Source organism: Streptomyces sp. NPDC048514, from assembly GCF_043199955.1.
Classification (GTDB): domain Bacteria; phylum Actinomycetota; class Actinomycetes; order Streptomycetales; family Streptomycetaceae; genus Streptomyces.
The window spans coordinates 309,917-331,616 of the sequence record NZ_JBICWT010000003.1; the positions used below are offsets into that span (position 1 = coordinate 309,917).

The window sequence follows — 21,700 nt, forward strand, 5'->3', positions numbered from 1 at the left end:
TCACAAGGTGTCAAGCGGGCGGCGACGTCACCACTCGACCAGCGCGAATCCCGCCGCCATGCCTCCGCCGAAGCCGGCCAGGAGTATCAGGTCGCCCGGTCGGAAGGCGCCGGTGCGGGCGGCTTCGGCCATGGTGATCGGGATGGAGGCGGCTCCCGTGTTGCCGTAGTGCGTCAGCGAGAGGTGCATGGTGGCCCGGGACAGGGACAGTTCCGCGAAGACGGTGTCGAGCATGATCCCGTTGGCCTGGTGCGGGACGAAGTGGCTGATGTCGTCGGGGTCCACGCCGCTCTCGTGGAGGAACTGTTTGGTCAGCACGGGCAGCCGGTCCTCGACGAAGCCGCGCACCGCCCGGCCGTCCATCGTGAAGTACTGCAGGCCTGCGTCCAGGGCGGCCTGGTCGGTGGGCCGCCGGCTGCCGCCGGCGGGCACCTGGATCAGGCCCGACAACTCGCCGAAGGTGTGCGCGGTGATGTTTCGGATGCGCGCTCCCCCGCCGAGGCCGAGGACCATCGCACCGGCGCCGTCGCCGAACAGGACGACCGTCCTGCGGTCGGCCGGGTTCAGGATGCGCGAGTACACGTCGGCGCCGATGACCAGTGCGTGGCCACCCCGCCTGGTGAGGATCCCCTCCACCGCGGCGAGCGCGAACACCTCGCCGGAGCAGACGGCGTTGACGTCGAAGGCGGCCGCGTCGACGGCGCCGAGCAGGTGCTGCACGTAGGCGGCGGTGGGCGGTTGGGGCCGGTCGGGTGTGGAGGTCGCGACGACGATCACGGACAGCTGGCCGGCGGTGATGCCGGCCGATCGCAGGGCGGCCCGTCCGGCGGCCGCCGCCAGGTCCGACGTGGCCTGCCCGGGGTCGGCCCACCGGCGTTCCCGGATCGCCGTCTTGCGGATGACCCAGGCGTCGTCGACCCCCGCCGCCGCTCCGACTTCGTCATTGGAGACAACTCGGTCCGGCACATATGCCCCCGTGCCGAGGACCCCGACTTCGGTCATGCGCCTGTCTTCCCCTCAGGTGGTCTGTGAATGGCTGTGCCGACGGCCGCGAGGACGCGGCCGTCGCCGGCAGGAGACCGGAGCCGCACGCAGGGTCCCGGGGGCGGGTCCTGGGTCGGACCGGCCGTGGGCGCGCCTGGCGCGCGAGGAACGGCACCCGGGCCCGGGGCCGGTGCGGTGCGGTGGGGCACCGGCCAGGTGGGCGGGGTACTGGTATGGGGGGGCGACCGAAGGCACCAGCGATCGGCTGGTCCTGGTCGTGGCGCTCGACCGCGCGGGCCCGAGCGGGTCGTCGGGGGCCGGGCGGTGACCCGCGGGGCCCGAAGCGCGTGGGCTAGCGCGTCTCGTAGATGCGCTTGTGCCCGCGCAGGGCGGCCAGCCGGAAGGGACCGGTGGTCTCGACGGGGGTGAGGTGGTCGCCGCCGTCGGTCGGGAAGGAACGCTCGTGCAGTTCGCGGTAGCGCGCGTGGTCGACGGGCGTGCGCCGGTCGATCGCCTCGCGGTGCGCCTCGGTGCGCAGGTGGTCCCGGTAGCCGGGTACGACGGTGCCGGCGAAGAACTCGGCGACGCTGCCGGAGCCGTAGCTGAGGAGGCCGATGGGCCGGCCGGTGAGGTCGTCCGCCTGGTCGAGCAGCGCGGCGAGGCCGAGGTACACCGAGGCGGTGTAGCTGTTGCCGATGACGTTGTTGTAGGCCGTGGTCAGCCCCAGGTCACGGGCGACGCGGTCCTCGTCGATGTCGTGTCCGCAGGTGTTCAGCAGGTGGCGGTGGGCCTTGTAGGCCATCTTCGTGAACGGCTGGTGGTAGCAGAACGCGGCGAACTCCTCGAGCGGGCGTCCGCCCTGCTCCGTGTAGTCCTTCCAGCTGCCCTCCACCGCCAGCAGATAGGCGCCGATGGACTCCTGTCCGTCGACCAGGGCGGCGTCGCGGTAGTTCGGCCGCCAGAAGTCCATGACGTCGGCGGTGAAGACGCCCGAGGGCTCCTCGATGCGCAGCAGCGCGGGATCGGCGCCGACCAGCATGGCGACGGCGGCGGCGCCCTGTGTGGCCTCCCCCGGGCTGTCCAGCTCGTACTTGGAGACGTCGCTGGCCACCACGAGGACGCGCTGCGACGGGTCGCGCCGTACCAGGCCGATGGCGAACTGGATGGCCGCCGTCGCGCCGTAGCAGGCCTGCTTGAGTTCGACGACCCGGGTGGCCGAGGGCAGTCCGAGCAGCGAATGGACGTAGATGCCGGCCGATTTCGCCTGGTCGATCGAGGACTCCGTGGCGAAGATGACCGTCCGGATCCCGTCGCTGCCGTGCCGCTGGATGATGGGCGCGGCGGCGGCCGCGCCGATCGTCACGATGTCCTCGTCGGCGGCGGGGACGCTCATCGACTGCTGGCCGATGCCCTTGTGGTACTTGCCGACGTCGGTGCCGTTGTAGGCGGCGAGTGCCGTGTGCGGGAGGACGAACTCGGTGGTGGCGAACGACAGATCGTGGATGCCTATGGCGGGATCGTGGGCCATTTACTAAACACCGACCTTTGCTGTCTTGTTGTCGCGTTCGAGCTGGACGTGAGCACGCATCAGTTCCCCCGGGTTGGTCTGGGCCGCGAGGAGGGAGAGTTCGCCGCACAGCACGGTCGCCGCCGCGATGACGGCGAGCCGGCGCGCGTTCTCCCCGGGGGCGCGCTCGGTCCGGCAGCCGAGCCGGGTCAGGTTGGTCTCCACGAAGCCGAGGCCCTTGCCGTTGCCGACGGTGCCCACGATCAGGTTGGGCAGGGTGCAGGCGAAGTAGAGGTCGCCGTCGCGGTCCTCGGCCATGACGACGCCCTGGGAGCCCTCGACGATGTTGGCCGCGTCCTGGCCGGTGGCCAGGTAGAAGCCGAGGAGCATGTTGGCGAAGTGGGCGTTCGCCGAGCGGATGCCGCCGGCGAGCAGGGTGCCGAGCATGTTCTTGCGGATGTTCAGCTCGACGATCTTGGCGGCCGTCGTGTGCAGGACGCCGTCGACCACGTCACGCGGCACGAGCAGCTCGGTGACCACGTTCTTGCCGCGGCCGAGGATGCCGTTGATCGCGGTGGCCTTCTTGTCCGTGCAGTAGTTCCCGGAGATCGATCCGTAGGAGATGCCCGGGATGGTCTTCAGCAGGTGTCCCAGCAGCACGTCGGAGGCGAGCGTGGCCATGTTGTGGCCGGAGGCGTCGCCGGTGCTGAACTCGAACCGGATGAACAGCAGGTTGGCGTTGATCTCGTGGCGGATGCCGATCAGTTCGGCGAACCGGCTGCAGGTGCGCACCACTTCACGCAGCTCGCCCATGCTGGCGTCGATGGTCCGGGCGGCCGTCAGCGCGGTCTGCGCGTCCACCGCCTCCACGAGCACCGACCGGGTCATCCGCTCGTCGACGAGGGTGGCGACGATGCCCTGCTCGGACAGCATGGAGACCTTCGCGCCCCGGCCGACGGAGGGCCACAGCGGCGACTCGTAGGTGGCGAGCGGGACCGGGGTCTCGGTGGTGGCCACGTTCCCCGAGATGCGCAGGGGGCCCACCCACCTCATGGGAACCCCGGCGATCGCGTTCTCCGTCATCGTGTGCTTCCCGTCATCTCGTGGGGTACGTCGGTGCTGCCGGAGCGGCGGGCGAACGGCCGGGTGTCGATGCCCCGGTCGGCGCAGAAGTCGCGCAGCTCGCCGTGGATCAGCAGATCGCATTGCGTCAGGTGGGCGGGGGTGGGCGCGCCGAGCATGGTCTGGAGCGCGGCCAGTTGGTCGAGCCAGGTCGAGATCTGGGCGATGAGCGCCGTCACTCCGCCGTCGAGCAGGGTGCGCAGGAATCCACCGGAGACCCCGACGCCGGACGCGCCGAGTGCCAGTGCCCGGGCCACGTCGAGCGGGTTGCGCACGCCGCCGGAGGCGAGGACGGGGATGGGGGCGTCCTGCGCGTCCAGCAGGCAGGCGACGGTGGACTGCCCCCAGCCGTGGAGGTAGGCGTAGTCGCCGAGTTCGCGCCGCCCGTTCTCGATGCGGGCGAAGTCGGTGCCGCCCCGGCCGCCGAGGTCGGCGACGCGTACGCCGAGGCCGTCCAGCAGGCGGACGGTCTCGCGGCTCAGCCCGAACCCGACCTCCTTGACGATCACGGGGACGTCGACGCCGGCCGCGATCTTCCCGATCTGCGGGACCCAGGAGGAGAACGACCGGTCGCCCTCCGGCATCACCGTCTCCTGCACGGTGTTGACGTGGATCTGGAGGGCGTCGGCCCGGATCAGGTCGACGGCCCGCCGCGCCTTGTCGACGGAGGCCGTCGCGTTGACGTTGGCGATGACGAAACCGTCCGGGTTCTCCTCGCGCAGCACGCTGAACGTGGCGGCGCAGTCCGGATCCTTGAAGTAGGCGCTCATCGATCCGGACGCGATGGGCACGCCGGTCTCGCGGGCGGCGATGGCCAGGTCCCGGTTGATGATGCCGGTCTTCTCGCTGCCGCCGGTCATCGCGTTGATGTACAGCGGCACCTGCCAGGAGATGCCGGCGAAGGTGGTGGCCAGTGAGACGTCGGGACGGTCGAGGCCGGCCAGGGCGTGGTGGACGAACGACACCTCGTCGAACTGGTTGCGGCCGCTGTGCTGGTGCTGTTGCTCGACCGCGAGCCGGACGTGGTCGTCCTTACGTTGAGCGATCATTTTGCGTTCCCTTCCGCGGCGGGGCGGATCGGCAGGGGCGTCACCCCGGCCGAGGCCCACCGTTCGCGCAGTTGAGCGATGTCCCGCGACGCTTCGGCGTCCAGCAGCGCGATGCCGCAGTCGCCGCCGCCGGCCCCGGAGGGCTTGGCCGCGCCTCCGACGGCCTCGGCGGCCTCGCACAGCGCCGTCAGCCGGGGCGTGAAGACTCCCAGGCCGACCTCGTCATCCAGTCGAGCCAGCTCCCTTCGGGCCCGCCGGATCTGGTCCAGCAGTTCCATGCCGTCTTCTCGCTCCAGGGCGGAGATCGCCGCGCGCACGCAGTCGGTGGTGGCCCGGACGAACCGTTGGTGGGAGGCGGTCCCGCGCCAGGGCCGCCGGTGCAGGTCGGAGACCAGGGCCGTGGTGGAGGCCGGGTTTCCGGTCCAGCCGACTTCCAGCGAGAGTCCCTCGGGCGCCGGTAGCCGGCGCACCTCGAATCCGGGCCAGGGCGCGCGCAGGGCCTCTTCGACACCGCTGTCGCGGGCGAGGGCGAGCACGGCGCGCCGGTCGGGCGCCCGGTAGGCGATCCAGCCGCCCCAGGTGCTGGCGGCGAGGTCGCCGCCGGACCCCTTGGGATCGATCTCCGCGGTGGCGAGCAGGGCCAGCCGGAACCGCTCCTCGTCGGAGAGCGTGAGGCCGCAGAACGCGGCGGCGGCGGCCACGGTGGCCACCGTCACCGCGCCGCTGGAACCCAGGCCGTATTTGGTGCCGTTGTCGTGCAGACCGCTCTCGACCGACAGGGTGAAGGACGGTGCGGGAAGCCCGCGCCCGGCGGACAGCCGGGCCACGGTCTCGACGGCGGACAGCACGTGGGCGAGCCCGGCGGGCGCGTCCCGCTCGTCCTGTGCGCCGTACGGCACGAGCCGGCCGTCCCGCCACCGCAGGCGCACGCCTCGTGGGCCGAGGTCGGAGGAGACCTCGACGCCCGCTTCGGCAGGACCGGTCACGGTGACGGTGATGTGGCGGTCGACCGCGACGAGGATCGCCGGATTGCCCGGGTCGACCACCGCGTACTCCCCCGCGACGAACAGCTTGCCCGGCGCGCGCCGGACGACGGTCCGCTGACGGGTCATCGACCGTCCCCGTGCAGCAGCCGGGCGCCGGGTCCCGGCCCGGCGACGAGCACCGAGCCGTCCGTGACGGCGGCGCGCACGGCCTGGGCGACCCGGTCGGTGTCCGTGCGCCGGCAGAGCACCTTGACGTTGGGTCCGGCGTCCATGGTGGCGTAGGCCGCGATGCCGTCCCGCCGCAGCTGGAGCACGCTGTCGAGGACGGTGAGCGTGGCCGGTGACAGGTAGCGCACGGCGGGGCGGGCGGCGAGCATCGTCGCGTGCATGCCGAGTGCGTTGCGCTCCGCGATCTCGCCGACCGCCTCGATGTCCCCGGCGAGCAGCGCGGCGCGCATCTCGGTCAGGTCCTGTCCGCTGGAGACGGCCCACGGCTCGTACAGCGGGGAGGTGTCGACGGTCCGCCGCATGGCCGCGCGGCTGGACACGGCCTTGGGACCCGCGTTGACCACCGCGATGACGAGTGCGGGGTCGAGTTCGCCCGTGGGCACCGGTTCCGCGTAGGAGCTGAGGTCGGCTTCGGCCGCGGAGGCGGACTCCGGGCCCGCGTGCCAGAGCGCGAACCCACCGAAGACCGACCGGGACGCCGATCCGGAGCCGCGCCGGGCCAGCCGCGACAGGTCGGTTGCGTCGAGGTCGAGCCCGTAGGCGGCCGCGGCGGCGGCGGCGAGGGCGGCGAACCCGCTGGCCGAGGAGGCCAGGCCCGCTCCGGTGGGTACCGTGTTCTCGCTCTCCACGACGGCCCGGTGGGCGATGCCGGCCCGCTCCCGCACCAGGTCGAGGAAGTCGACGACGCGGCGCAGCGCGTCGCCCTCGGCGGGCCGTCCGCCCAGGGTCACCGCGTCGTGCTCGGCCTCGGGGGCGACCCGGACGCCGGTGGTCGTCGGGAAGATGTCCAGGGTCATCGACAGGCTGTCGACGCGGGGCAGGACGAGGTCTTCGTCCCGCTTGCCCCAGTACTTGATGAGCGCGATGTTCGGGTGCGCGACCGCGGTGGCACGTCCCGTGGTGCGCCGCTCCGGCGCGTGGACCGGGGTGGCCGGTTGTTCAGTGTGCATGCCTGGCAAGCCCTCTCAGCGGTACGACCCACGTCTGCACGGCGCCGGCTTCGTGGAGCCGCTGGGTGACTTCCCTGGCCTGCTCCGGCCGGGTCAAAGCGATGACGCAGCCGCCGAGGCCACCGCCGGTGATCTTGGCTCCGAGGCTGCCCGCCGTGAGCGCGGCTTCGACCAGGGCGTCGATGCCCTTGGTGCTGAGCCCGGCCGCCCGCAGCAGATCGTGGTAGTCCGTCATCCGGGAGCCGAGTTCCTCGGGCTTGCCGTCGGCGAGGGCGTGCCGGGCCTCCTCGGTCAGCCGCGACGCGCGGTGCACGAACCTGTCCTGCGCTCCCTCGTGCTGCTGGAATCCCTCGCGCAGCAGCTCGACCGCGTCCTTGGTGCGGCCCACGACACCGCTGTCCGCGATGATGAACAGGCCGTCGCAGCCGATGCTCAGTTCTCTGACCTCGCCCGCGCGGAACAGCAGTGGTGCCGAGGCGCCGACGGCCCGTGCGTCGACGCCGCTGGAGCGGCCGTGCGCCACGTTCTCCGCCGTCTGCACCAGGTGGAACGTCTCGCTCTCGGTGACCTCGCGGCCGTGGAGGTCGGCGAGTGCGTGGACGACCGCGCGTGCGCAGGCGGCGCTGGAGCCGAGCCCCCGGCCGTGCGGGATCGCGCCGTCGATGATCACGTCGAGGTGCGGCCCGTCGTCCACGCCGGTGGTCGCCGTGAACTCGGTGATGAGCCGGCGCAGGCTGTCGGAGGCCTGGGTCACCATCGGCCGCGACGGTGAACCGGTCATCGTGAAGGACGCGCCGCCCAGTCCGTCGGTACCACGGTAGGACCAGCCGGCGCTCGCCGTGACCGTCAGCTGCGGAACGGGAAGGGCGAGTGCCGGCGCCCCGTACACGACGGCGTGCTCACCGAGGAGGATGGCTTTGGCGTGGGCGCGACCGATGCCGACGGAACGGGCCCGGCGGATCTCTGACACCCCCTCCGCTGAGGTCGGCAGAGTCAACGCACTCAACTCCCCTTGTCGTTTCTGCGGTGAGATCGCATCGTCCAGCGATCCAGATGGACAACGGAGAAACCACCGTCGTCGTTGCGGCCGGAGGCCGAACACATCGGGCACAGACGTGGCACCGCCCCCGGAACGGGCCGGGAGCGGTGCGGGTGGGGCGGGTTCAGATACCGGACACCCGGGCGGCACCGGTGGCACCGGTGGTGCCGGTGGCTCCCCGGACCGCCGTGCCGTCGGCGGTGTCGGCCGCGTCGGCGGCCTCGACGAGGGCGTCGCGTTTCTCGGCGCTCACCTTCTCCAGCAGCAGCAGGACGAGCAGCGCCGCGGCGACGAGGACGCCGGCGCCGATGCGGAGCGCCAGGGCGTATCCGTCGGCCTGCGCGACGGCTGGGGCGGTTCCGTCCTGGACGTGGTGGTTGACGTAGCGCAGGGCGAAGGGCACCAGGGTGGCCAGGCCGAGCGCAGCGCCGACCTGCTGCATGGCGGTCTGCACGCCGGAGGCCAGACCCGAGTCCTGACCGGTGACCTGGTGCAGCGCGCCGTTGATCAGGGCGGGGAAGCCCAGGGCGTTGAAGAACCCGAACAGGATCAGTCCGGGCATGACCCCGCTGACGTAGGAGGCGTCGGGGGCGAGGCCGCCGGCGACGACGAACAGCGCCACGCCGCTGCCGAGGAAGGCGAGGGTGATGACCGCCTTGACGCCGACGCGGGGCATCAGCGCGGTGGACACGCCCACGCCGACGCCCATGGCGACGGTGAGCGGGATGTAGGACAGCCCTGTCTTCAGCGGGGAGTAGCCCAGTTCCTGCTGGATGTACAGGCTCAGCAGGAAGGCGTAGGTGTGGAAGCCCGCGAGTGAGGCCACACTCACCAGGTTGGACGTCACCCGGGTGCGGTTGGTGAAGAATCGCATGGGGATCATGGGGTCCGGCGTACGGGACTCCCAGAGGACCATGACGATCAGCAGGGCGATGCCGCCGAGCAGCGGCAGCAGCACCCGCACGGATCCCCACGGGTGTTCGGCGGCCTGCAGCAGGCCGTACACCACCGCGACCAGGCCACCGGTGGCGCTCAGCGCCCCCACCACGTCGATCCGGCGGCCCGCCCGGGCCATCCGGCTCTCCGTCATCACCCGGGGCACCGTGATCAGCGCGAACAGTGCGATGGGAACGTTGATGAAGAAGATCCATCGCCAGTTCACCAGGTCGGTGACGGCTCCGCCGACCACCGAGCCGACGGCACCGCCGAGCGCCGACAGGCCGCCCCAGATGCCGAGCGCCTTCGTCCGCTCCGCGCGGTCGGGGAACAGCACGGGGATCAGGCCGAGCGCCGCCGGGCCGGCCAGCGCTTCGCCCAGGCCCTGGACGAAACGGCTGGAGACCAGCGCCCAGGACGCGGTCGCGGAACCACAGGCGACCGACGCCAGGCCGAAGATCAGCACGCCGGTCATGAACAGCCGCCGTCGGCCGTACATGTCGGCGATCCGCCCGCCCAGCAGCAGGAAGCCACCGGCCGTCAGCACGTAGGCGTTGACCACCCACGCCAGGCCCTCGTAGGAGAAGTGCAGTGAGTCCTGAACGTCGGGGAGCGCGATGTTCACCACGGTGACGTCCATGACGAGCATGAACTGCATGGCCGTCAGGACGGCCAGCGCCACCCAGCGCCGCCGGTCGGTGCCGGCCGGGCCCTCGGCCCCGCCTCGTGTTTCCTTGCCCACGGTACTCATGGTCTTGGTAGTTCCTCCGAGTGATCAACGGCCGAAGCAAGCCGTCCGGCGTTCCGACCGCGACGCCGGTCCGCGGGTTGCTTCCGTCTCGGTAGTACGACGACGAAGCGCCGCGGAATGTGACATGCGCGCCGGTCGCCTGTCGGCCGGGGCCCTGACCAGGAGGATCACCGGGCGGAGTCGGCTTCGCCCGTCCGGCGGGACGAACGCCGGCGAACCGGTGCTAGCCGACCAGGTAGCGCTGGATGGTGGGCGCGACGAGCTGGACGACCTCGTCCACCGACGCCGACGCGAGCGGCTCCATCCGCAGGACGTAGCGCAGGATCCCCACGCCCCAGACCTGCGCCTGTGCCGCGTTGATGTTCACCGGCGGCACGCCGAGGACCTTCGCCACCTGGTCGATGTCCATCGGCGCCGTGTCGAGGGAGTCACCCAGCTGCCGGAAGAGCTGCGAGGACATGAACTCGCGCATCTTGGCCGCGCCCTCCTCGCTGGAGGCCGCGGCGCGCAGCGCACCGAGGAGCTGCGGCCGCACAGCGGGGTCCTCCCACTTGGTGAGAGCCGCCCGCAGGAGGCCCTCGGCCATCTGCTCGCGCTGCCCGTTGAGCGACGCCGCCCCGGCCTCCGCGAGGGCGTTCCCCAGCTGGGTCAGGGCGGCCGAGCCCTCCTGGAGTTCAGTGGCGTCCGACATGTTTCCTCCAAAATCGAAAGGCGCTGGTTCTGTGAATGGAAAAACCTGACCTGGAAGGTCAGTCATGTCCGGGCGTCGGCACCAAAGTGGCTCACTCCGCTTGCCGTTCGCTCGACGTCCGCTCGAGATGACGATCTTCCACGGCTATCGCGGCTGCGGAACCATGAGCAGGCGCCGGGGATGGAGCGTCGTCTCCGGAGCGGTGCGGATGTGGCTGCCCGCCTCGGTGCCCAGCTTCCATTCCTGCGTCACCACGTCGAGGATGACTTCGAGTTCCTGCCAGGCGAACGGCTCTCCGATGCACCCCTTCGACCCGATTCCGAAGGGGATGTAGGAGGCGTCCGCCTTGCCGGGATGCGTGGTCAGCCACCGGTCGGGATCGAAGCGGTGCGGATCCGGATAACGCTCGGGGTCCCGGTGCAGCAGGTAGGAACTGAAGACCACGTTCGTGCCGGCCGGCAGCGAGTGGTCGCCGAGCGCGACATCCGAGAGGGTCTTGCGGCAGGAGATCCACACCGGCGGGTACAGGCGCAGGATCTCCATGAGGAACCGGAGCGTGTAGCCGGGACCGGCACCGTCGTGGACGGCGCTGCCGTTGCGCCTGTGCGTCAGGTCCTTGAGGAGCTTCTCCTCGACCAGGGGCTCCTCGGACAGCACGTACAGCGCCCAGGACATGACGGATGCCGTGGTGACCGTGGCCGCGGTCAGCATCATGACCGCCTCCTCGCACACCTGGTCCGCCGTCAGGACCCGGTTGCCCTGCGCGTCCGAGTCCGTCAGGAGCGTCGAGAGGTAACCGGCGGTGGATTCCGGCGAGTCGAGCAGCTCGGCGATGCACTCGGCGAGCAGTTCCCGGAAGTCCTTGCGCGCCCGGGCCAGCCGCCCGGACGCGCCGGGACGCGCCGCTCGGGCCGCCGCGCTCCCGTAGAGCGGCTTCCGGATCATCTCCCAGGCCAGCACCGACAACCGCTCGCCGAGAGCCTTCGTCGTCTCGGCGGGCAGCCCGGTGATGAGTGTGCCGACGGCGATCGCGCAGGAGATCCGGCACATCTCGGCCTGCACGTCCACCGGCTCCCCGGCGCGCCAGGAGGCCATGACGTCACGCACGATGTCACGCATGGCCGGCACGTATTCGTCGACCTTCGTCGACCGCAGGTAGGGATTGGCCAGGCGCCGGTAGTGCCGGTGCATGGTCTCGTCCTCCGAGAGCATGCCCACCCTGCTGAGGTTGCGGGCCTTCCGGAAGAGTTCGCCCTTGCCGTAGTTCTTGCTCTCGGTCACGAGTATCTTGCGGACCAGGATCGGGTCCTTGACGAATACGGCGTCGACACCGTCCACGGTCAGGTTGCGAACCGGGTGTCCTCTCAGGAGGCGTTCCATTCGGCTGAACCGGAACGCCGGAGCGCCTTGTTCGTGGAGAGAGTTCGAGTTCGAGGTTGCCGGGTTCGGCTGACTCTTCATTGCGCTCACCTCTCGTACGCGCACAGGAGGGCATGCAGGAAAACGGGCAGGCGGGCACGCTGCGGTCGGTGAGATTCAGCAAGTGGGCGCCGTGTCCAGGCTCAACTCACCTGCCGGGGAGGGTTCACACCCGCTCCCCGTAGACCTCCAGCCACAGCTTCCGCATCATCGGAGAAAGCTGGTAGTACGGCCCGATGTTCAGATACGACCCGTCGGCGTCCCATTTGACGGCCGAGATGACGATGGGGTCACCGGCGTACGAGCGCGGGGAGTTCGCCACGAACTTCTCGACGTCGGGCTCGATGGCGGCGGGAAGTATGGACGGGTCCCAGTTGCGGACCGGCGGAGGGGCGAAGCAGATCCGCTCGATCTCCGCGGAGTCCCAGCCGAGGGTCACGTAGACCCTGAAGGACTTCCCCGCGAACGCCAGCATGCGCTCACCGGGTTCGGGCAGGCCGAGTTCGCGGTGCAGCGAGAGGATGTTCTCCGCCTCGGTGCACTCGGCGGGGAGCTGGGCGAAGTAAAGGTTGACCGTCTTGCGCCTGTAGTCGATCCCGATCATCGCCACGTCGTTCAGGTGGTGGCGTGCGAAGAGGTCCGCGTTCTCGGCGACGGAGGCCGGCATGGAGGGGATGGCGGCGAGTTTCGCCACTGCCTGCAGGTCGTGCGGGAAGTGTGCGTAGATCTTGCCGAAGCCGCTGACGACCTCGCAGTCGATCAGGTGCTCGCTGACCGGCACTCGCGCCTGGATGTCCGAGAGCAGGGTGCCGACGGGGTGGTCCGTCTCCTCGACGAAGCCGTTCGACCGGGCGACCGCGTACGGATCGGCGACCCCCGAGGGCACGGTGATCGTGTAGTCGAGCTCCTTCGACTGTCCCTTGCCGCTCGATACGCTGAACACGATGCCGGCCTCGGCGAGCGTGTCCCCGTACGCGGTGAGGATCGGCCACACGTTCTCGCGTGAGCAGGGCGCCCCCACCAGCTGAGACGCTTCCTCTATGGCCGAGTACACATCTTCGGCCACAGTGACTTCGGGCATCGGACCTCCCACTGCATGAGCGTTCGGGGAATTCGGGGAATTTGGGGAATTCGGGGAAAAAGAAGAGGATCCCGCGGTGAGCGGGATCCTCAGGGGGACTGTGTGAACCACTTCTGCCGTTACACGTTTTCCTTGTCGCGCACGGAGATGTAGGCGGTGTTGAGCCGGCTGACGGAGCGCCAGCGGTAGTACGACTGGAGCTTGTAGTACTCCTCGCCGCTCGACGTCACCGCCGCGTAGACCATCTTGGGGTCCTCGACGCCGTACGGCACGCTCTTCACGAAGTGCTCGACCTTGGTTCCGAGCCGGGCGAAGAAGGCCATCGGGTCCTGGGTCTTGACACCGTAGGAGATACGCTCGATCTGCGGGGAGTCCCAGTTCAGGGTGGTGTAGAGCCCGAAGGACTTCTGGCAGAAGTTGAACATCTGCTCGCTCGGGTTCGGCAGACCGATGTCCCGGTGCATCGCCAGGACGGTCTCCTTCTCGAAGCATTCGGCGGGGGCCGCGAAGTAGACGTTCATCGTCCGGCTGCGGTAGTCGATTCCGATCACGTCGACCTTCTCGGCCAGGCCGTAGCGGGTGAAGAAGTCCACGTTCCCCGCGAGGCTGGCCGGCATCGACGGCAGTTCGCCAAGCCGGGCCAGGGTCTCGTGCTCGCCGCCCGGGAAGTACACCCAGATCTTCTTGAAGCCCGCGATGACCCCGAAGTCGACCCCGTAGCTGTCGATGGGGCACAGCCCCTGGATGTCCGAGAGCAGACTGCCGACGGGGTGGTCCGTCTTCTCGATCAGGCCCTTCGACAGGGCGACGGCATACGGGTCGAGGTCCTTGGGGAGGGTGAAGCGGGCGTCGAACTCGCCCTCGTGACGCGCGTTGGTGGCCACCCTGAACGCGATCACGGCCTGCGGGAGCGCGTCCTCGAACGCGCTCAGGACGGGCCAGACCTTGTCCCGTGAGGCGGTCACGTCCAGCAGGCCGGCCGACTTTTCGATGGCTGCGTAGACACTCGCCACATCGACTGCTTCCGACATCATCACTCCAAGAAGTCAAGCTCGGTGCGTGTTTGAATTGCTGCACGCCGGGCTCGTGAGACGTGCGGCGCGGGGCAAGGGGATTTCCGGGCAGCGCACGCGTCGCTTCGACCCCTGGTCGGGGATGCGCGTCGGGGCTACGACTCGGAGATACCCGAGTCACCGGCCGGGTGCTGGACACAGGCCCAGGTGAACGCCGAAATCGTCGGCGGCCTCTGAGGTCGATCTGCCCGGCCGGATCGGAATTCTTCGATCTCGAACGGCTTTTGGGCAGGGGAGGCGTGCACAAATAGTGACACGGACGGGACCTCGAAGGCAAGACCTTTGAGCCGGTGAATTCAGGAGGCCTTGAGCAGTGGCGTGCCGAGTGAACTCAGCACATTGCGGTGGATGTCCAGGGCCGCCGTGGACTTGTTGAGGGTGATGTAGTGCAGCCCGGGCGCGCCCTCGGCGAGGAGGCGTCGGGCCATGCCGGTGGCGTACTCGACGCCGATGCGGTGGCCTTCACCGGGGGTGTTCCGGGCAGTGTGGAGCCGGCTCGCGAGGTCCTCGGGGAAGGCCGCGTCGGAGAGTTCGGCGAAGCGGGCGATCTGCCGGTGATCGGTGGCCGGCATGATCTCCGGGATGATCGGGACGTCACAGCCGGCGGCGGCGACCCGGTCGCGCAGCCGGAGGTAGTCCTCCACGTGGAAGAACATCTGTGTGATCGCGTAGTCGGCGCCCGCCCGGCACTTGGCGACGAAGTGCCGGATGTCGCTGTCCCAGTCCGACGAACGCGGGTGCATCTCGGGGAACGCCGCCACCCCGATCCTGAAGTCGCCCAGCGAGCGGACCAGTTCGACCAGTTCGTAGGCGTACCGGAAGCCGCGTGGGTGTGCCGTCCAGCTGCCCCTCGGGTCGCCCGGTGGGTCACCGCGCAGCACCAGGACGTCACGGATGCCCGCGTCCGCGTACTGGCCGATGATGTGACGCAGTTCGGCCACCGAGTGGCCGACCGCGGTGAGGTGGGCGACGGGGCGAAGGGTCGTCTCGGTCGCGATGCGCCGGGTGACCGCCACGGTCCGGTCCCGTGAGGATCCGCCGGCGCCGTAGGTGACGGACACGAAGTCCGGTCCGAGCGGCTCGATCCGGCGGATCGCCGCCCAGAGCGTCTGCTCTCCCCCGGCCGTCTTCGGCGGGAAGAACTCGAAGGAGAAGGTCGTCACGCGCGGCCTCCCGTGTTGGAGTGGTCCGCCTCCGGAAGGGTGCACCGCGAAGGCTTCGGTGGGGTGCCCGGGCCGCGGCCGGCACCCCTCGGACCGGGCGGGCCGGTCCGCTGGGCTCCGGGCGGCCCGGCGACGGGGCTCACGAGCCGCCTGTCAGCCGGGGCTCGACGGCGCGGGCCGCGTCGTCGCCGTAGGTCTGGCCGACGCGGTCGATCAGGTCGGCGGCCAGGAGCTTGTACTCCTGGGTACCGACCGACTCCAGCACGGTGGTGGCCAGGGCGCAGCCGAGCCGGGCGGCCTGCTCCGGCGGCAGTTCCCAGGCGAGACCGGCGAGGAAGCCGGCACGGAAGGCGTCGCCCGCACCCGTCGGGTCGGCGATCTTCTCCGTGGGCACGGCCGGGACATGCAGCCGGGGCGTGCCGGAGCGGGCCAGCGCCACGCCCTCCGCGCCGAGTGTGGTGATCCAGGTACCGACCCGGCCGAGGAGGTCCTCCTCGCTCCAGCCGGTGCGTTCGAGGAGCAGGGCGGCCTCGTACTCGTTGGTGAACAGCCACTTCGCCCCGTCGACGAGTCGGCGGGCCTGTTCGCGGTCGAGGCGGGCCAGCTGCTGGGAGGGGTCGGCGGCGACGGGGACGCCGAGCCGGTGGGCGGTGGCGGTGTGCCGCAGCATGGCGGCCGGGTCGTCGGCGCCGACCAGGACGAGGGCGAGGCCGCCGGTGCGCTCGGCCGTCTCGGCCAGGTCGATGCGGGGGGCCTCGGCCATGGCGCCGGCGTAGAAGGTGGCGATCTGGTTCTGGTCCTCGTCGGTGGTGCACACGAACCGCGCGGTGTGCAGGGTCTCGCTCACCCGGACCGCCGATGTGTCGACGCCGTTGGCCCGTAGCCAGGCGTCGTACTCGGCGAAGTCCAGCCCCGCGGCGCCGACCAGGACCGGGTCGAGGCCGAGCAGGCCGAGCCCGAAGGTGATGTTGGCGGCGACGCCGCCCCGGTGCACCTCCAGCCGGTCGGCGAGGAAGGACAGCGAGACCCGCTCCAGCTGGTCTTTGATCAGCTGCTCGGCGAAGCGTCCGGGAAACACCATCAGATGGTCGGTCGCGATCGATCCGGTCACGGCGATACGCACAGCACGTGCTCCTTGAAGCTCGGGGCGGGACGATCCGGGCCGGTGTCGGCGGAGAGGACGACTGGGCTCTGCGGGAAATCAGCGGGGAGCGGTGGGACGGGGGGTGCCTCCGCTCCCCGCTGGCTGTGGAGCCGGGAGCGTCCCGGCAGCGGTGCGGTGCGGCGTCAGACCGCCGCGACCGCCTTGCGCAGGGCGTCCGCGCGGTCGGTGCGCTCCCAGGTGAAGTCGGGCAGCTCACGGCCGAAGTGGCCGTAGGCGGCGGTCTGGGAGTAGATCGGGCGCAGCAGGTCGAGGTCGCGGATGATCGCGGCCGGACGCAGGTCGAAGATCTCGGTGATGGCTTCCTCGATCTTCTCGACGGCGACCGTGTTGGTGCCGAACGTCTCGACGAACAGACCCACCGGCTCGGCCTTGCCGATCGCGTACGCCACCTGCACCTCGCAGCGCTCGGCGAGGCCGGCCGCCACGACGTTCTTGGCGACCCAGCGCATGGCGTAGGCCGCCGAACGGTCCACCTTGGACGGGTCCTTGCCGGAGAAGGCGCCGCCGCCGTGCCGGGCCATGCCGCCGTATGTGTCGATGATGATCTTGCGGCCGGTCAGGCCGGCGTCACCCATCGGACCGCCGATCTCGAAGCGGCCGGTCGGGTTGACCAGCAGCCGGTAGTCCTCGGTCTCCAGCTTCATGCCGTCGTCCGCGAGCTGCCTCAGCACGGGCTCCACGACATGCTGGCGGACGTCCGGAGTGAGCAGCCCGTCCAGGTCGATGTCGCTGACGTGCTGCGAGGAGACGACGACGGTGTCCAGACGGACCGGGCGGTTGCCCAGGTACTCGATGGTGACCTGGGTCTTCCCGTCGGGACGCAGGTAGGGCAGGGTGCCGTCCTTGCGGACCTCGGTCAGCCGGCGCGAGAGGCGGTGGGCCAGCTCGATCGGCAGCGGCATCAGGGTGGGCGTCTCGCTGGTCGCGTACCCGAACATCAGGCCCTGGTCGCCCGCGCCCTGCCGGTCCAGCTCGTCGGCGCCGTCCTCGACCCGGGACTCGTAGGCGGTGTCCACGCCCTGTGCGATGTCCGGGGACTGCGCGCCGATGGACACGGAGACGCCGCAGGAGGCGCCGTCGAAGCCCTTGGCGGAGGAGTCGTAGCCGATGTCCAGGATCTTCTCCCGGACCAGGGTGGCGATGTCGGCGTAGGCGGCGGTGGTGACCTCACCCGCGATGTGCACCTGACCGGTGGTGATCAGGGTTTCCACGGCGACGCGCGAAGTGGGGTCCTGCCGCAGCAGCGCGTCGAGGATCGTGTCGCTGATCTGGTCGGCGATCTTGTCGGGGTGACCCTCGGTCACGGATTCCGAGGTGAACAGGCGGCGGGACATGGCACTCCAAGGCATGAGTCGGTGGTCACGGGTCAACGCATGAATACGCAGGAGCGAGCGATCTGGCGTCGGCTCAGCTGTCGGCGCCCTTCGCCGACAGCAGTTCGGCGACGTTGGCCACGTTGCCGGCGGTGGCCAGCTCCTCTCCGGTCACGTCGATGCCGTACTGCTTCGTCAGGATGACCGCCAGCTCGATCAGGACCAGGGAATCCAGGTCGAGGTTCTCGAAGTCGGTGTCGGCGGTCGTGTCGGCGGGGACCTCGAATTGCGTCTTGAGAACGTCGAGTATGGGCTCGGGCTGTATGCCGGTCCGGTTGTTCATGGGAGTTCCTTTTCGGGGAGCGGCGGTGCTGTCAGACGAGGGTGAGCTGCGGCCAGGTGAGGGCGGCGGAGCCCCAGGTGAGACCGGCGCCGAAGGCGGTCAGCAGCAGCCGGTCGTGGGGCCGGAAGCGGTCGCGGGCGGCGGCGTCGGCGAGAGCCAGCGGGATGGAGGCGGCCGAGGTGTTGCCGGCCGACTCGATGTGGGAGACCACGCGCTCCTTGTCCACGCCCAGTTGCCGTGCCAGCGAGTGCAGGATGCGCAGATTCGCCTGGTGGCCGACCACGTGGTCGATCTGATCGACGTTCCAGCCCACCTTGCCGAGCACGACCGTCGAGGACGCCGCCATCCGGCGCACGGCCTGGAGGAAGATCTCCTTGCCGTTCATGTGCACATACCGGTCGTCGGGACTCGGCTCCCGGCCGGAGGCCCGCTGCCGGGCTCCGCCGGCCGGGATGGTGGCCAGGTCCACGCCGGTGCCGTCGGAGCCCAGGTCGACGCCGAGTACGGCGCCGGGCTCGTCGCGGTTCCCGGCGCGCAGGACGACCGCACCGGCACCGTCGCCGAAGATGACCGCCGTGGTGCGGTCGGCCGGGTTCAGTACGTTCGAGAAGACCTCCGCACCGATGACGAGCACGCCTTCGGCGTGCCCCGCGGCGAGCGCGGCGGTCGCGGCGGCCAGCGCGTACACGAATCCCGAGCACCCGGCCTGCACGTCGAGGGCGGCGACCCGGCCCAGACCCAGCCGGGCGGCGACGCTCGGCGCGGTGCCGGGCAGCGGATGGTCCGGTGTGGTGGTGGCCACGATCACCATGTCGACGGCGTCCCATCCGCGGGATCCGGCCGACTTCAGGGCCCGGTGACCCGCCTCGACGGCGAGGTCGCCGGTGGCCACGCCGGGGTCGACGACGTGCCGCTGCCGGATGCCGGTCCGTTTGCGGATCCACTCGTCGCTGGTGTCGAGGCGGTCTGACAGTTCGTCGTTGGTTACCGTGCGGGGCGGCAGGTAGCCGCCCAGCCCGGTCAGTACGGCCGCATGGGTACTCATCGGTTCCCCCCTTCAAGCAGGTTGACGCTGGGTGAGGTCTCCGGCAGCAGGTGCGCGACGCTGGCCCGCGCCTGGACGCCGTGCAGGCTGCCGATGACCTCCGCCGACCGCCATACGCCGGCCGGCGACGGCAGGAGCATGGTCTGCCGGAGCGAGGCGGTCACCTCGTCCGTCGGCCGGGTGGGGGTGGGTCCGGCCGTGACGCGGGTACGCCGCATCCACAGGTTGTTGCTGCCGGCGCGGTCGATGCCGTCCAGCGCGTACAGGAGGACCTGCCCGAGCTGGAGCACGGCGACGAACGCGTCGATCATGGTGGCCGGGGTGCCCTCGGGGACGGCTCGCGCCTGATCCGAAGTCAGCTCGGCCCGGGCGGACGCCTGGACGTCGTCCGCGCTGTTCACCCTGACGTCGACCGCGGTGAGCAGCTGGTGCCGGGCGCCGTGCGGAAGACCGAACGGCGCGTCGTTCCAGGGCCCGGGCAGGTCCCCGGCCAGGTGGTGGACCTGGCCGGGGCCGGCAGGGGCGCGGCCCGCGCTGTGCCGGGCGTGCACCCTGGCCGACAGTGACCCGATGCGGCAGTCCAGCGTGGTCGACCACTCCTGCCCGCTGCGGTCGGCGGCCACGAGCCGCCCACTGACGGGGAACTTCCCGAGGTCGTCCTCGTCCGGACTGGAGCCGGCCCGCATGTCGACGGACTGTACGACGAACCACGCGCCGGGCGTGAGCCCGGCCGTGTGGGCCGCGTACAGGCCGGTGAGCCGGGCGGCGAAGAGCATCGCGTCGATGGTGCTCAGGTGGGGCTTCGGCCGCTGCTCGCCCTTGATCGACCAGAGGCCGGGAATGGCGAGGTGGGCCGTCGCTTCGATCGCTCCGGCTCCTTCGTCTCCGGGCGTCACCGTGACATCGCTCAGAGAGTGCTCGACCCGCTTGAATCCCTCACCGAGGAACCGTGTCTCACGCGGGCCGAGGAAGTCGTCGATGGAGGCGAATTTCAGAGTTGGCACAGGCGCTCCATGTCTCACCGAAGAAGCGCCGTCCGGACCCGCGGGCGAAGGTGCTCAGCGCCCGCTACGGGTCATTCGGCGAATGCTTCTGCGATGGCGTAACTGTCTTCGTACATGTGGTATCGGGTGATGTGACCGTTCTCGACGGTCACGTGCAGGGCGTAGGTGTTGGTGAACTTCTTTCCGGTGGAAAGGACACCGAAGACGGCCTCCGCCGTCACCACCGCGTGCTCGCCGTCGATGAGGCGGGCGTTGAGGGCGAAGCTCTCCGGCCCGGTCAGCACCTTGGGGAAGATCTGGAAGAACTCGGAGATCTCCGGCTTGGTGGTGCGGGCGCCCGTCCACGGCACGTCGGGGCTTCCCAGGACGCGGAAGTCCACCCTTTCGGCGAACAGGTCCAGCAGGCCCGGCAGATCACCGGCCCCGAACTTCTCGAAGAACGAGTCCAGGACCGCCTGGGTGGACTGCTGCTCTGTCGTCATGTCACTTCTCTCCGCTCGTTGTTACTGGTTTGCCAGGGCCGCGCGTCCGGCGAGGTATATCGCCGTCTGCTCGGTGACACGCCGCCCGAGGTGCTCCGCCGTGGCGATGTCCGCCTTGTGGATCTCGTCGGCGGGCAGGTCGCCGGGCAGGGTGCCGGCCGCTCCGTTGAAGTAGCCGAGCCGGTTCAGGTCGTTCTCGCTCTCGTGGCTGAGGTGCCAGCCGGGGAGCAGGCCGAGGCTGACCCAGATCATCCCGTGCTGGTGGCCGAGAGTCGCGAAGTAGCCGAGGGTGGAGTCCTTGTCCCCGGCCTTGCAGGCGCCGATGGTGAAGCCCGACCCGAGCTTGTCCTTCCAGGCCTGCCGGACCCAGCGCTTGTTGGTCGATGCGGCGAACATGTGGAACTGTCCCGACGCCGATCCCATGTAGGTGGGCGAACCGAAGACTATCGCGTCGGCCGCGTCGAGTGTCTCCCACTTGGCGTCGTCCATGGCCTCGACGGTCACCATGTTCACCTTGGCGCCCGCGGCTTCGGCACCGGCTCGGACCGCCTGTGCCAGGACGTCGGTGTGACCTCTGCCGGAGTGATAGGCAATGGCCAGTGTGGGCGGATTCTCCATCGGTTGTTCTCCTAGAAAGTGGGCGGCTCACGTCCGGGCGGGAACCCGCTCGGTCTCCATGCGGAAGTCCTGCCGGCCGTACTCCCGCCGGGCCAGCTCGATGGCCTCGGCGGTGGTCATGACCGGCTTCAGGCCGAAGATGCCCGCGATGGTCTCGAGGCGCTCGCCCATGCTTCCGCCGACCACGTGGTACGGGATCTCCAGTTCGTCCAGCGTGGCCAGCAGCATCGTGTCGATGGTCGCGCGGAACTCGTTGTTCATGGGCCGGTGCCCGTCCGCGTCGATCGGCAGTTCGTGCCGCAGGTGGACGTAAGCGTCGTACGTGTTCTTGACGTGGCTCTTGAAGGCCTGCCCGTACTGCTCGACGACCTGGGCGAAGAAGGCCATCTCCGCGGGGGCCTCGGCCGCCCGGCCGCCCTCGTTGTCCGCGGTGGCGTTCGGGTTCATGGTGCCGAACCTGACCCGGCCCACCCCGTACAGCCATTCCTGCAGGGAGGAGCCGTCCGAGATGAAGTCGTCGCCGAGCAGCGCCTCCTGGACGGCCCGGCCGGTGTGCCGGCGGAGCGTGAGCTGGAGGAACTGCGCCGGCGTGACGTCCGCCAGCTTCAGGCCCGGGAAGGTCTCCGGCATGATCTCCCGGATCGTCCGGGCAAGGCTGCGCGGAACGCCGGTGTAGTGCGACAAGGCCATCACCGTCGAGGTCTTGCCCGAGGAGTATGTGCCAGACACAGCTATCTTCACGAGTGCTCCA

The 21,700-nt window shown here is 70.2% G+C and carries 21 protein-coding genes; all 21 read right to left on the reverse strand.

Annotation, left to right across the window (positions count from 1 at the left end; genetic code table 11):
- Positions 1-27: 27 nt before the first annotated feature.
- Positions 28-1,002: a 3-oxoacyl-ACP synthase III family protein gene (locus ACGFT2_RS07365; protein ID WP_393274436.1), complete on the reverse strand. Its 975-nt coding sequence runs from the start codon at positions 1,000-1,002 to the stop codon at positions 28-30.
- Between the two features lie 334 nt (positions 1,003-1,336).
- Entirely contained in the window at positions 1,337-2,512 is a 1,176-nt protein-coding gene (locus ACGFT2_RS07370) for a hydroxymethylglutaryl-CoA synthase (protein ID WP_393274437.1), read from the reverse strand.
- Between the two features lie 3 nt (positions 2,513-2,515).
- Positions 2,516-3,574, reverse strand: coding sequence for a hydroxymethylglutaryl-CoA reductase (locus ACGFT2_RS07375; protein WP_393274439.1), 1,059 nt, complete (start codon positions 3,572-3,574; stop codon positions 2,516-2,518).
- Positions 3,571-4,662: a type 2 isopentenyl-diphosphate Delta-isomerase gene (gene fni / locus ACGFT2_RS07380; protein ID WP_393274441.1), complete on the reverse strand. Its 1,092-nt coding sequence runs from the start codon at positions 4,660-4,662 to the stop codon at positions 3,571-3,573. Before fni ends, ACGFT2_RS07375 begins: the two co-directional genes overlap by 4 nt.
- Positions 4,659-5,774: a phosphomevalonate kinase gene (locus tag ACGFT2_RS07385; RefSeq protein ID WP_393274443.1), complete on the reverse strand. Its 1,116-nt coding sequence runs from the start codon at positions 5,772-5,774 to the stop codon at positions 4,659-4,661. Before ACGFT2_RS07385 ends, fni begins: the two co-directional genes overlap by 4 nt.
- Entirely contained in the window at positions 5,771-6,826 is a 1,056-nt protein-coding gene (mvaD, locus tag ACGFT2_RS07390) for a diphosphomevalonate decarboxylase (protein ID WP_393274444.1), read from the reverse strand. Before mvaD ends, ACGFT2_RS07385 begins: the two co-directional genes overlap by 4 nt.
- A complete protein-coding gene (mvk, locus tag ACGFT2_RS07395; RefSeq protein WP_393274446.1) occupies positions 6,816-7,796 on the reverse strand; it encodes a mevalonate kinase in 981 nt (326 codons plus the stop codon). Before mvk ends, mvaD begins: the two co-directional genes overlap by 11 nt.
- 193 nt (positions 7,797-7,989) lie before the next feature.
- The gene (locus ACGFT2_RS07400; protein WP_393274448.1) at positions 7,990-9,552 is read right to left on the reverse strand and encodes an MFS transporter; all 1,563 of its coding nucleotides are present in this window, start codon (positions 9,550-9,552) and stop codon (positions 7,990-7,992) included.
- A 223-nt stretch (positions 9,553-9,775) separates the two neighbouring features.
- Complete coding sequence (locus ACGFT2_RS07405; protein WP_393274449.1) at positions 9,776-10,243, reverse strand: hypothetical protein; 468 nt, start codon at positions 10,241-10,243, stop codon at positions 9,776-9,778.
- 144 nt (positions 10,244-10,387) lie between these two features.
- On the reverse strand, positions 10,388-11,623 hold the full coding sequence (locus tag ACGFT2_RS07410) for a cytochrome P450 (protein WP_393274451.1): 1,236 nt from the start codon (positions 11,621-11,623) through the stop codon (positions 10,388-10,390).
- A gap of 205 nt (positions 11,624-11,828) precedes the next feature.
- Positions 11,829-12,743: an aromatic prenyltransferase gene (locus ACGFT2_RS07415; protein WP_393274452.1), complete on the reverse strand. Its 915-nt coding sequence runs from the start codon at positions 12,741-12,743 to the stop codon at positions 11,829-11,831.
- A 119-nt stretch (positions 12,744-12,862) separates the two neighbouring features.
- Positions 12,863-13,756: an aromatic prenyltransferase gene (locus tag ACGFT2_RS07420; protein WP_393274453.1), complete on the reverse strand. Its 894-nt coding sequence runs from the start codon at positions 13,754-13,756 to the stop codon at positions 12,863-12,865.
- A 356-nt stretch (positions 13,757-14,112) separates the two neighbouring features.
- Positions 14,113-14,979 (reverse strand): methylenetetrahydrofolate reductase [NAD(P)H], encoded by an 867-nt coding sequence (gene metF / locus ACGFT2_RS07425; protein ID WP_393274455.1) that lies wholly within the window; start codon positions 14,977-14,979, stop codon positions 14,113-14,115.
- A 139-nt stretch (positions 14,980-15,118) separates the two neighbouring features.
- Positions 15,119-16,102 carry a carbohydrate kinase family protein gene (locus tag ACGFT2_RS07430; protein ID WP_393274457.1) on the reverse strand — a complete coding sequence of 328 codons (984 nt, stop codon included), beginning with the start codon at positions 16,100-16,102 and terminating at the stop codon, positions 15,119-15,121.
- 164 nt (positions 16,103-16,266) lie between these two features.
- Positions 16,267-17,478, reverse strand: a complete 1,212-nt coding sequence (gene metK, locus ACGFT2_RS07435) for a methionine adenosyltransferase (protein WP_393274459.1) — start codon at positions 17,476-17,478, stop codon at positions 16,267-16,269.
- Between the two features lie 73 nt (positions 17,479-17,551).
- The gene (locus ACGFT2_RS07440) at positions 17,552-17,800 is read right to left on the reverse strand and encodes an acyl carrier protein (protein ID WP_393274461.1); all 249 of its coding nucleotides are present in this window, start codon (positions 17,798-17,800) and stop codon (positions 17,552-17,554) included.
- A 31-nt stretch (positions 17,801-17,831) separates the two neighbouring features.
- Entirely contained in the window at positions 17,832-18,845 is a 1,014-nt protein-coding gene (locus tag ACGFT2_RS07445; RefSeq protein ID WP_393274463.1) for a beta-ketoacyl-ACP synthase III, read from the reverse strand.
- Complete coding sequence (locus ACGFT2_RS07450) at positions 18,842-19,849, reverse strand: AvrD family protein (protein WP_393274465.1); 1,008 nt, start codon at positions 19,847-19,849, stop codon at positions 18,842-18,844. The genes ACGFT2_RS07445 and ACGFT2_RS07450 overlap by 4 nt, the downstream gene beginning before the upstream one ends.
- Before the next feature lie 71 nt (positions 19,850-19,920).
- Positions 19,921-20,331: a nuclear transport factor 2 family protein gene (locus tag ACGFT2_RS07455; protein ID WP_393274467.1), complete on the reverse strand. Its 411-nt coding sequence runs from the start codon at positions 20,329-20,331 to the stop codon at positions 19,921-19,923.
- Positions 20,332-20,352: 21 nt separating this feature from the next.
- Positions 20,353-20,949, reverse strand: coding sequence for a flavodoxin family protein (locus tag ACGFT2_RS07460; protein WP_393274469.1), 597 nt, complete (start codon positions 20,947-20,949; stop codon positions 20,353-20,355).
- Between the two features lie 27 nt (positions 20,950-20,976).
- A complete protein-coding gene (locus tag ACGFT2_RS07465; RefSeq protein ID WP_393274470.1) occupies positions 20,977-21,678 on the reverse strand; it encodes an AAA family ATPase in 702 nt (233 codons plus the stop codon).
- Positions 21,679-21,700 lie beyond the last annotated feature (22 nt).

Excerpts from the sequence above, each read along its gene's own strand:
- ACGFT2_RS07365 (WP_393274436.1), bottom strand. The coding sequence starts at position 1,002 with ATGACCGAAGTCGGGGTCCTCGGCACGGGGGCATATGTGCCGGACCGA.
- ACGFT2_RS07460 (WP_393274469.1), bottom strand. The coding sequence starts at position 20,949 with ATGGAGAATCCGCCCACACTGGCCATTGCCTATCACTCCGGCAGAGGT.
- ACGFT2_RS07410 (WP_393274451.1), bottom strand. The coding sequence starts at position 11,623 with ATGGAACGCCTCCTGAGAGGACACCCGGTTCGCAACCTGACCGTGGAC.
- ACGFT2_RS07375 (WP_393274439.1), bottom strand. The coding sequence starts at position 3,574 with ATGACGGAGAACGCGATCGCCGGGGTTCCCATGAGGTGGGTGGGCCCC.
- ACGFT2_RS07405 (WP_393274449.1), bottom strand. The coding sequence starts at position 10,243 with ATGTCGGACGCCACTGAACTCCAGGAGGGCTCGGCCGCCCTGACCCAG.
- ACGFT2_RS07455 (WP_393274467.1), bottom strand. The coding sequence starts at position 20,331 with ATGACGACAGAGCAGCAGTCCACCCAGGCGGTCCTGGACTCGTTCTTC.
- ACGFT2_RS07370 (WP_393274437.1), bottom strand. The coding sequence starts at position 2,512 with ATGGCCCACGATCCCGCCATAGGCATCCACGATCTGTCGTTCGCCACC.
- ACGFT2_RS07400 (WP_393274448.1), bottom strand. The coding sequence starts at position 9,552 with ATGAGTACCGTGGGCAAGGAAACACGAGGCGGGGCCGAGGGCCCGGCC.
- mvaD (WP_393274444.1), bottom strand. The coding sequence starts at position 6,826 with ATGCACACTGAACAACCGGCCACCCCGGTCCACGCGCCGGAGCGGCGC.
- metK (WP_393274459.1), bottom strand. The coding sequence starts at position 17,478 with ATGTCCCGCCGCCTGTTCACCTCGGAATCCGTGACCGAGGGTCACCCC.
- ACGFT2_RS07445 (WP_393274463.1), bottom strand. The coding sequence starts at position 18,845 with ATGAGTACCCATGCGGCCGTACTGACCGGGCTGGGCGGCTACCTGCCG.
- ACGFT2_RS07385 (WP_393274443.1), bottom strand. The coding sequence starts at position 5,774 with ATGACCCGTCAGCGGACCGTCGTCCGGCGCGCGCCGGGCAAGCTGTTC.
- ACGFT2_RS07440 (WP_393274461.1), bottom strand. The coding sequence starts at position 17,800 with ATGAACAACCGGACCGGCATACAGCCCGAGCCCATACTCGACGTTCTC.
- ACGFT2_RS07415 (WP_393274452.1), bottom strand. The coding sequence starts at position 12,743 with ATGCCCGAAGTCACTGTGGCCGAAGATGTGTACTCGGCCATAGAGGAA.
- fni (WP_393274441.1), bottom strand. The coding sequence starts at position 4,662 with ATGATCGCTCAACGTAAGGACGACCACGTCCGGCTCGCGGTCGAGCAA.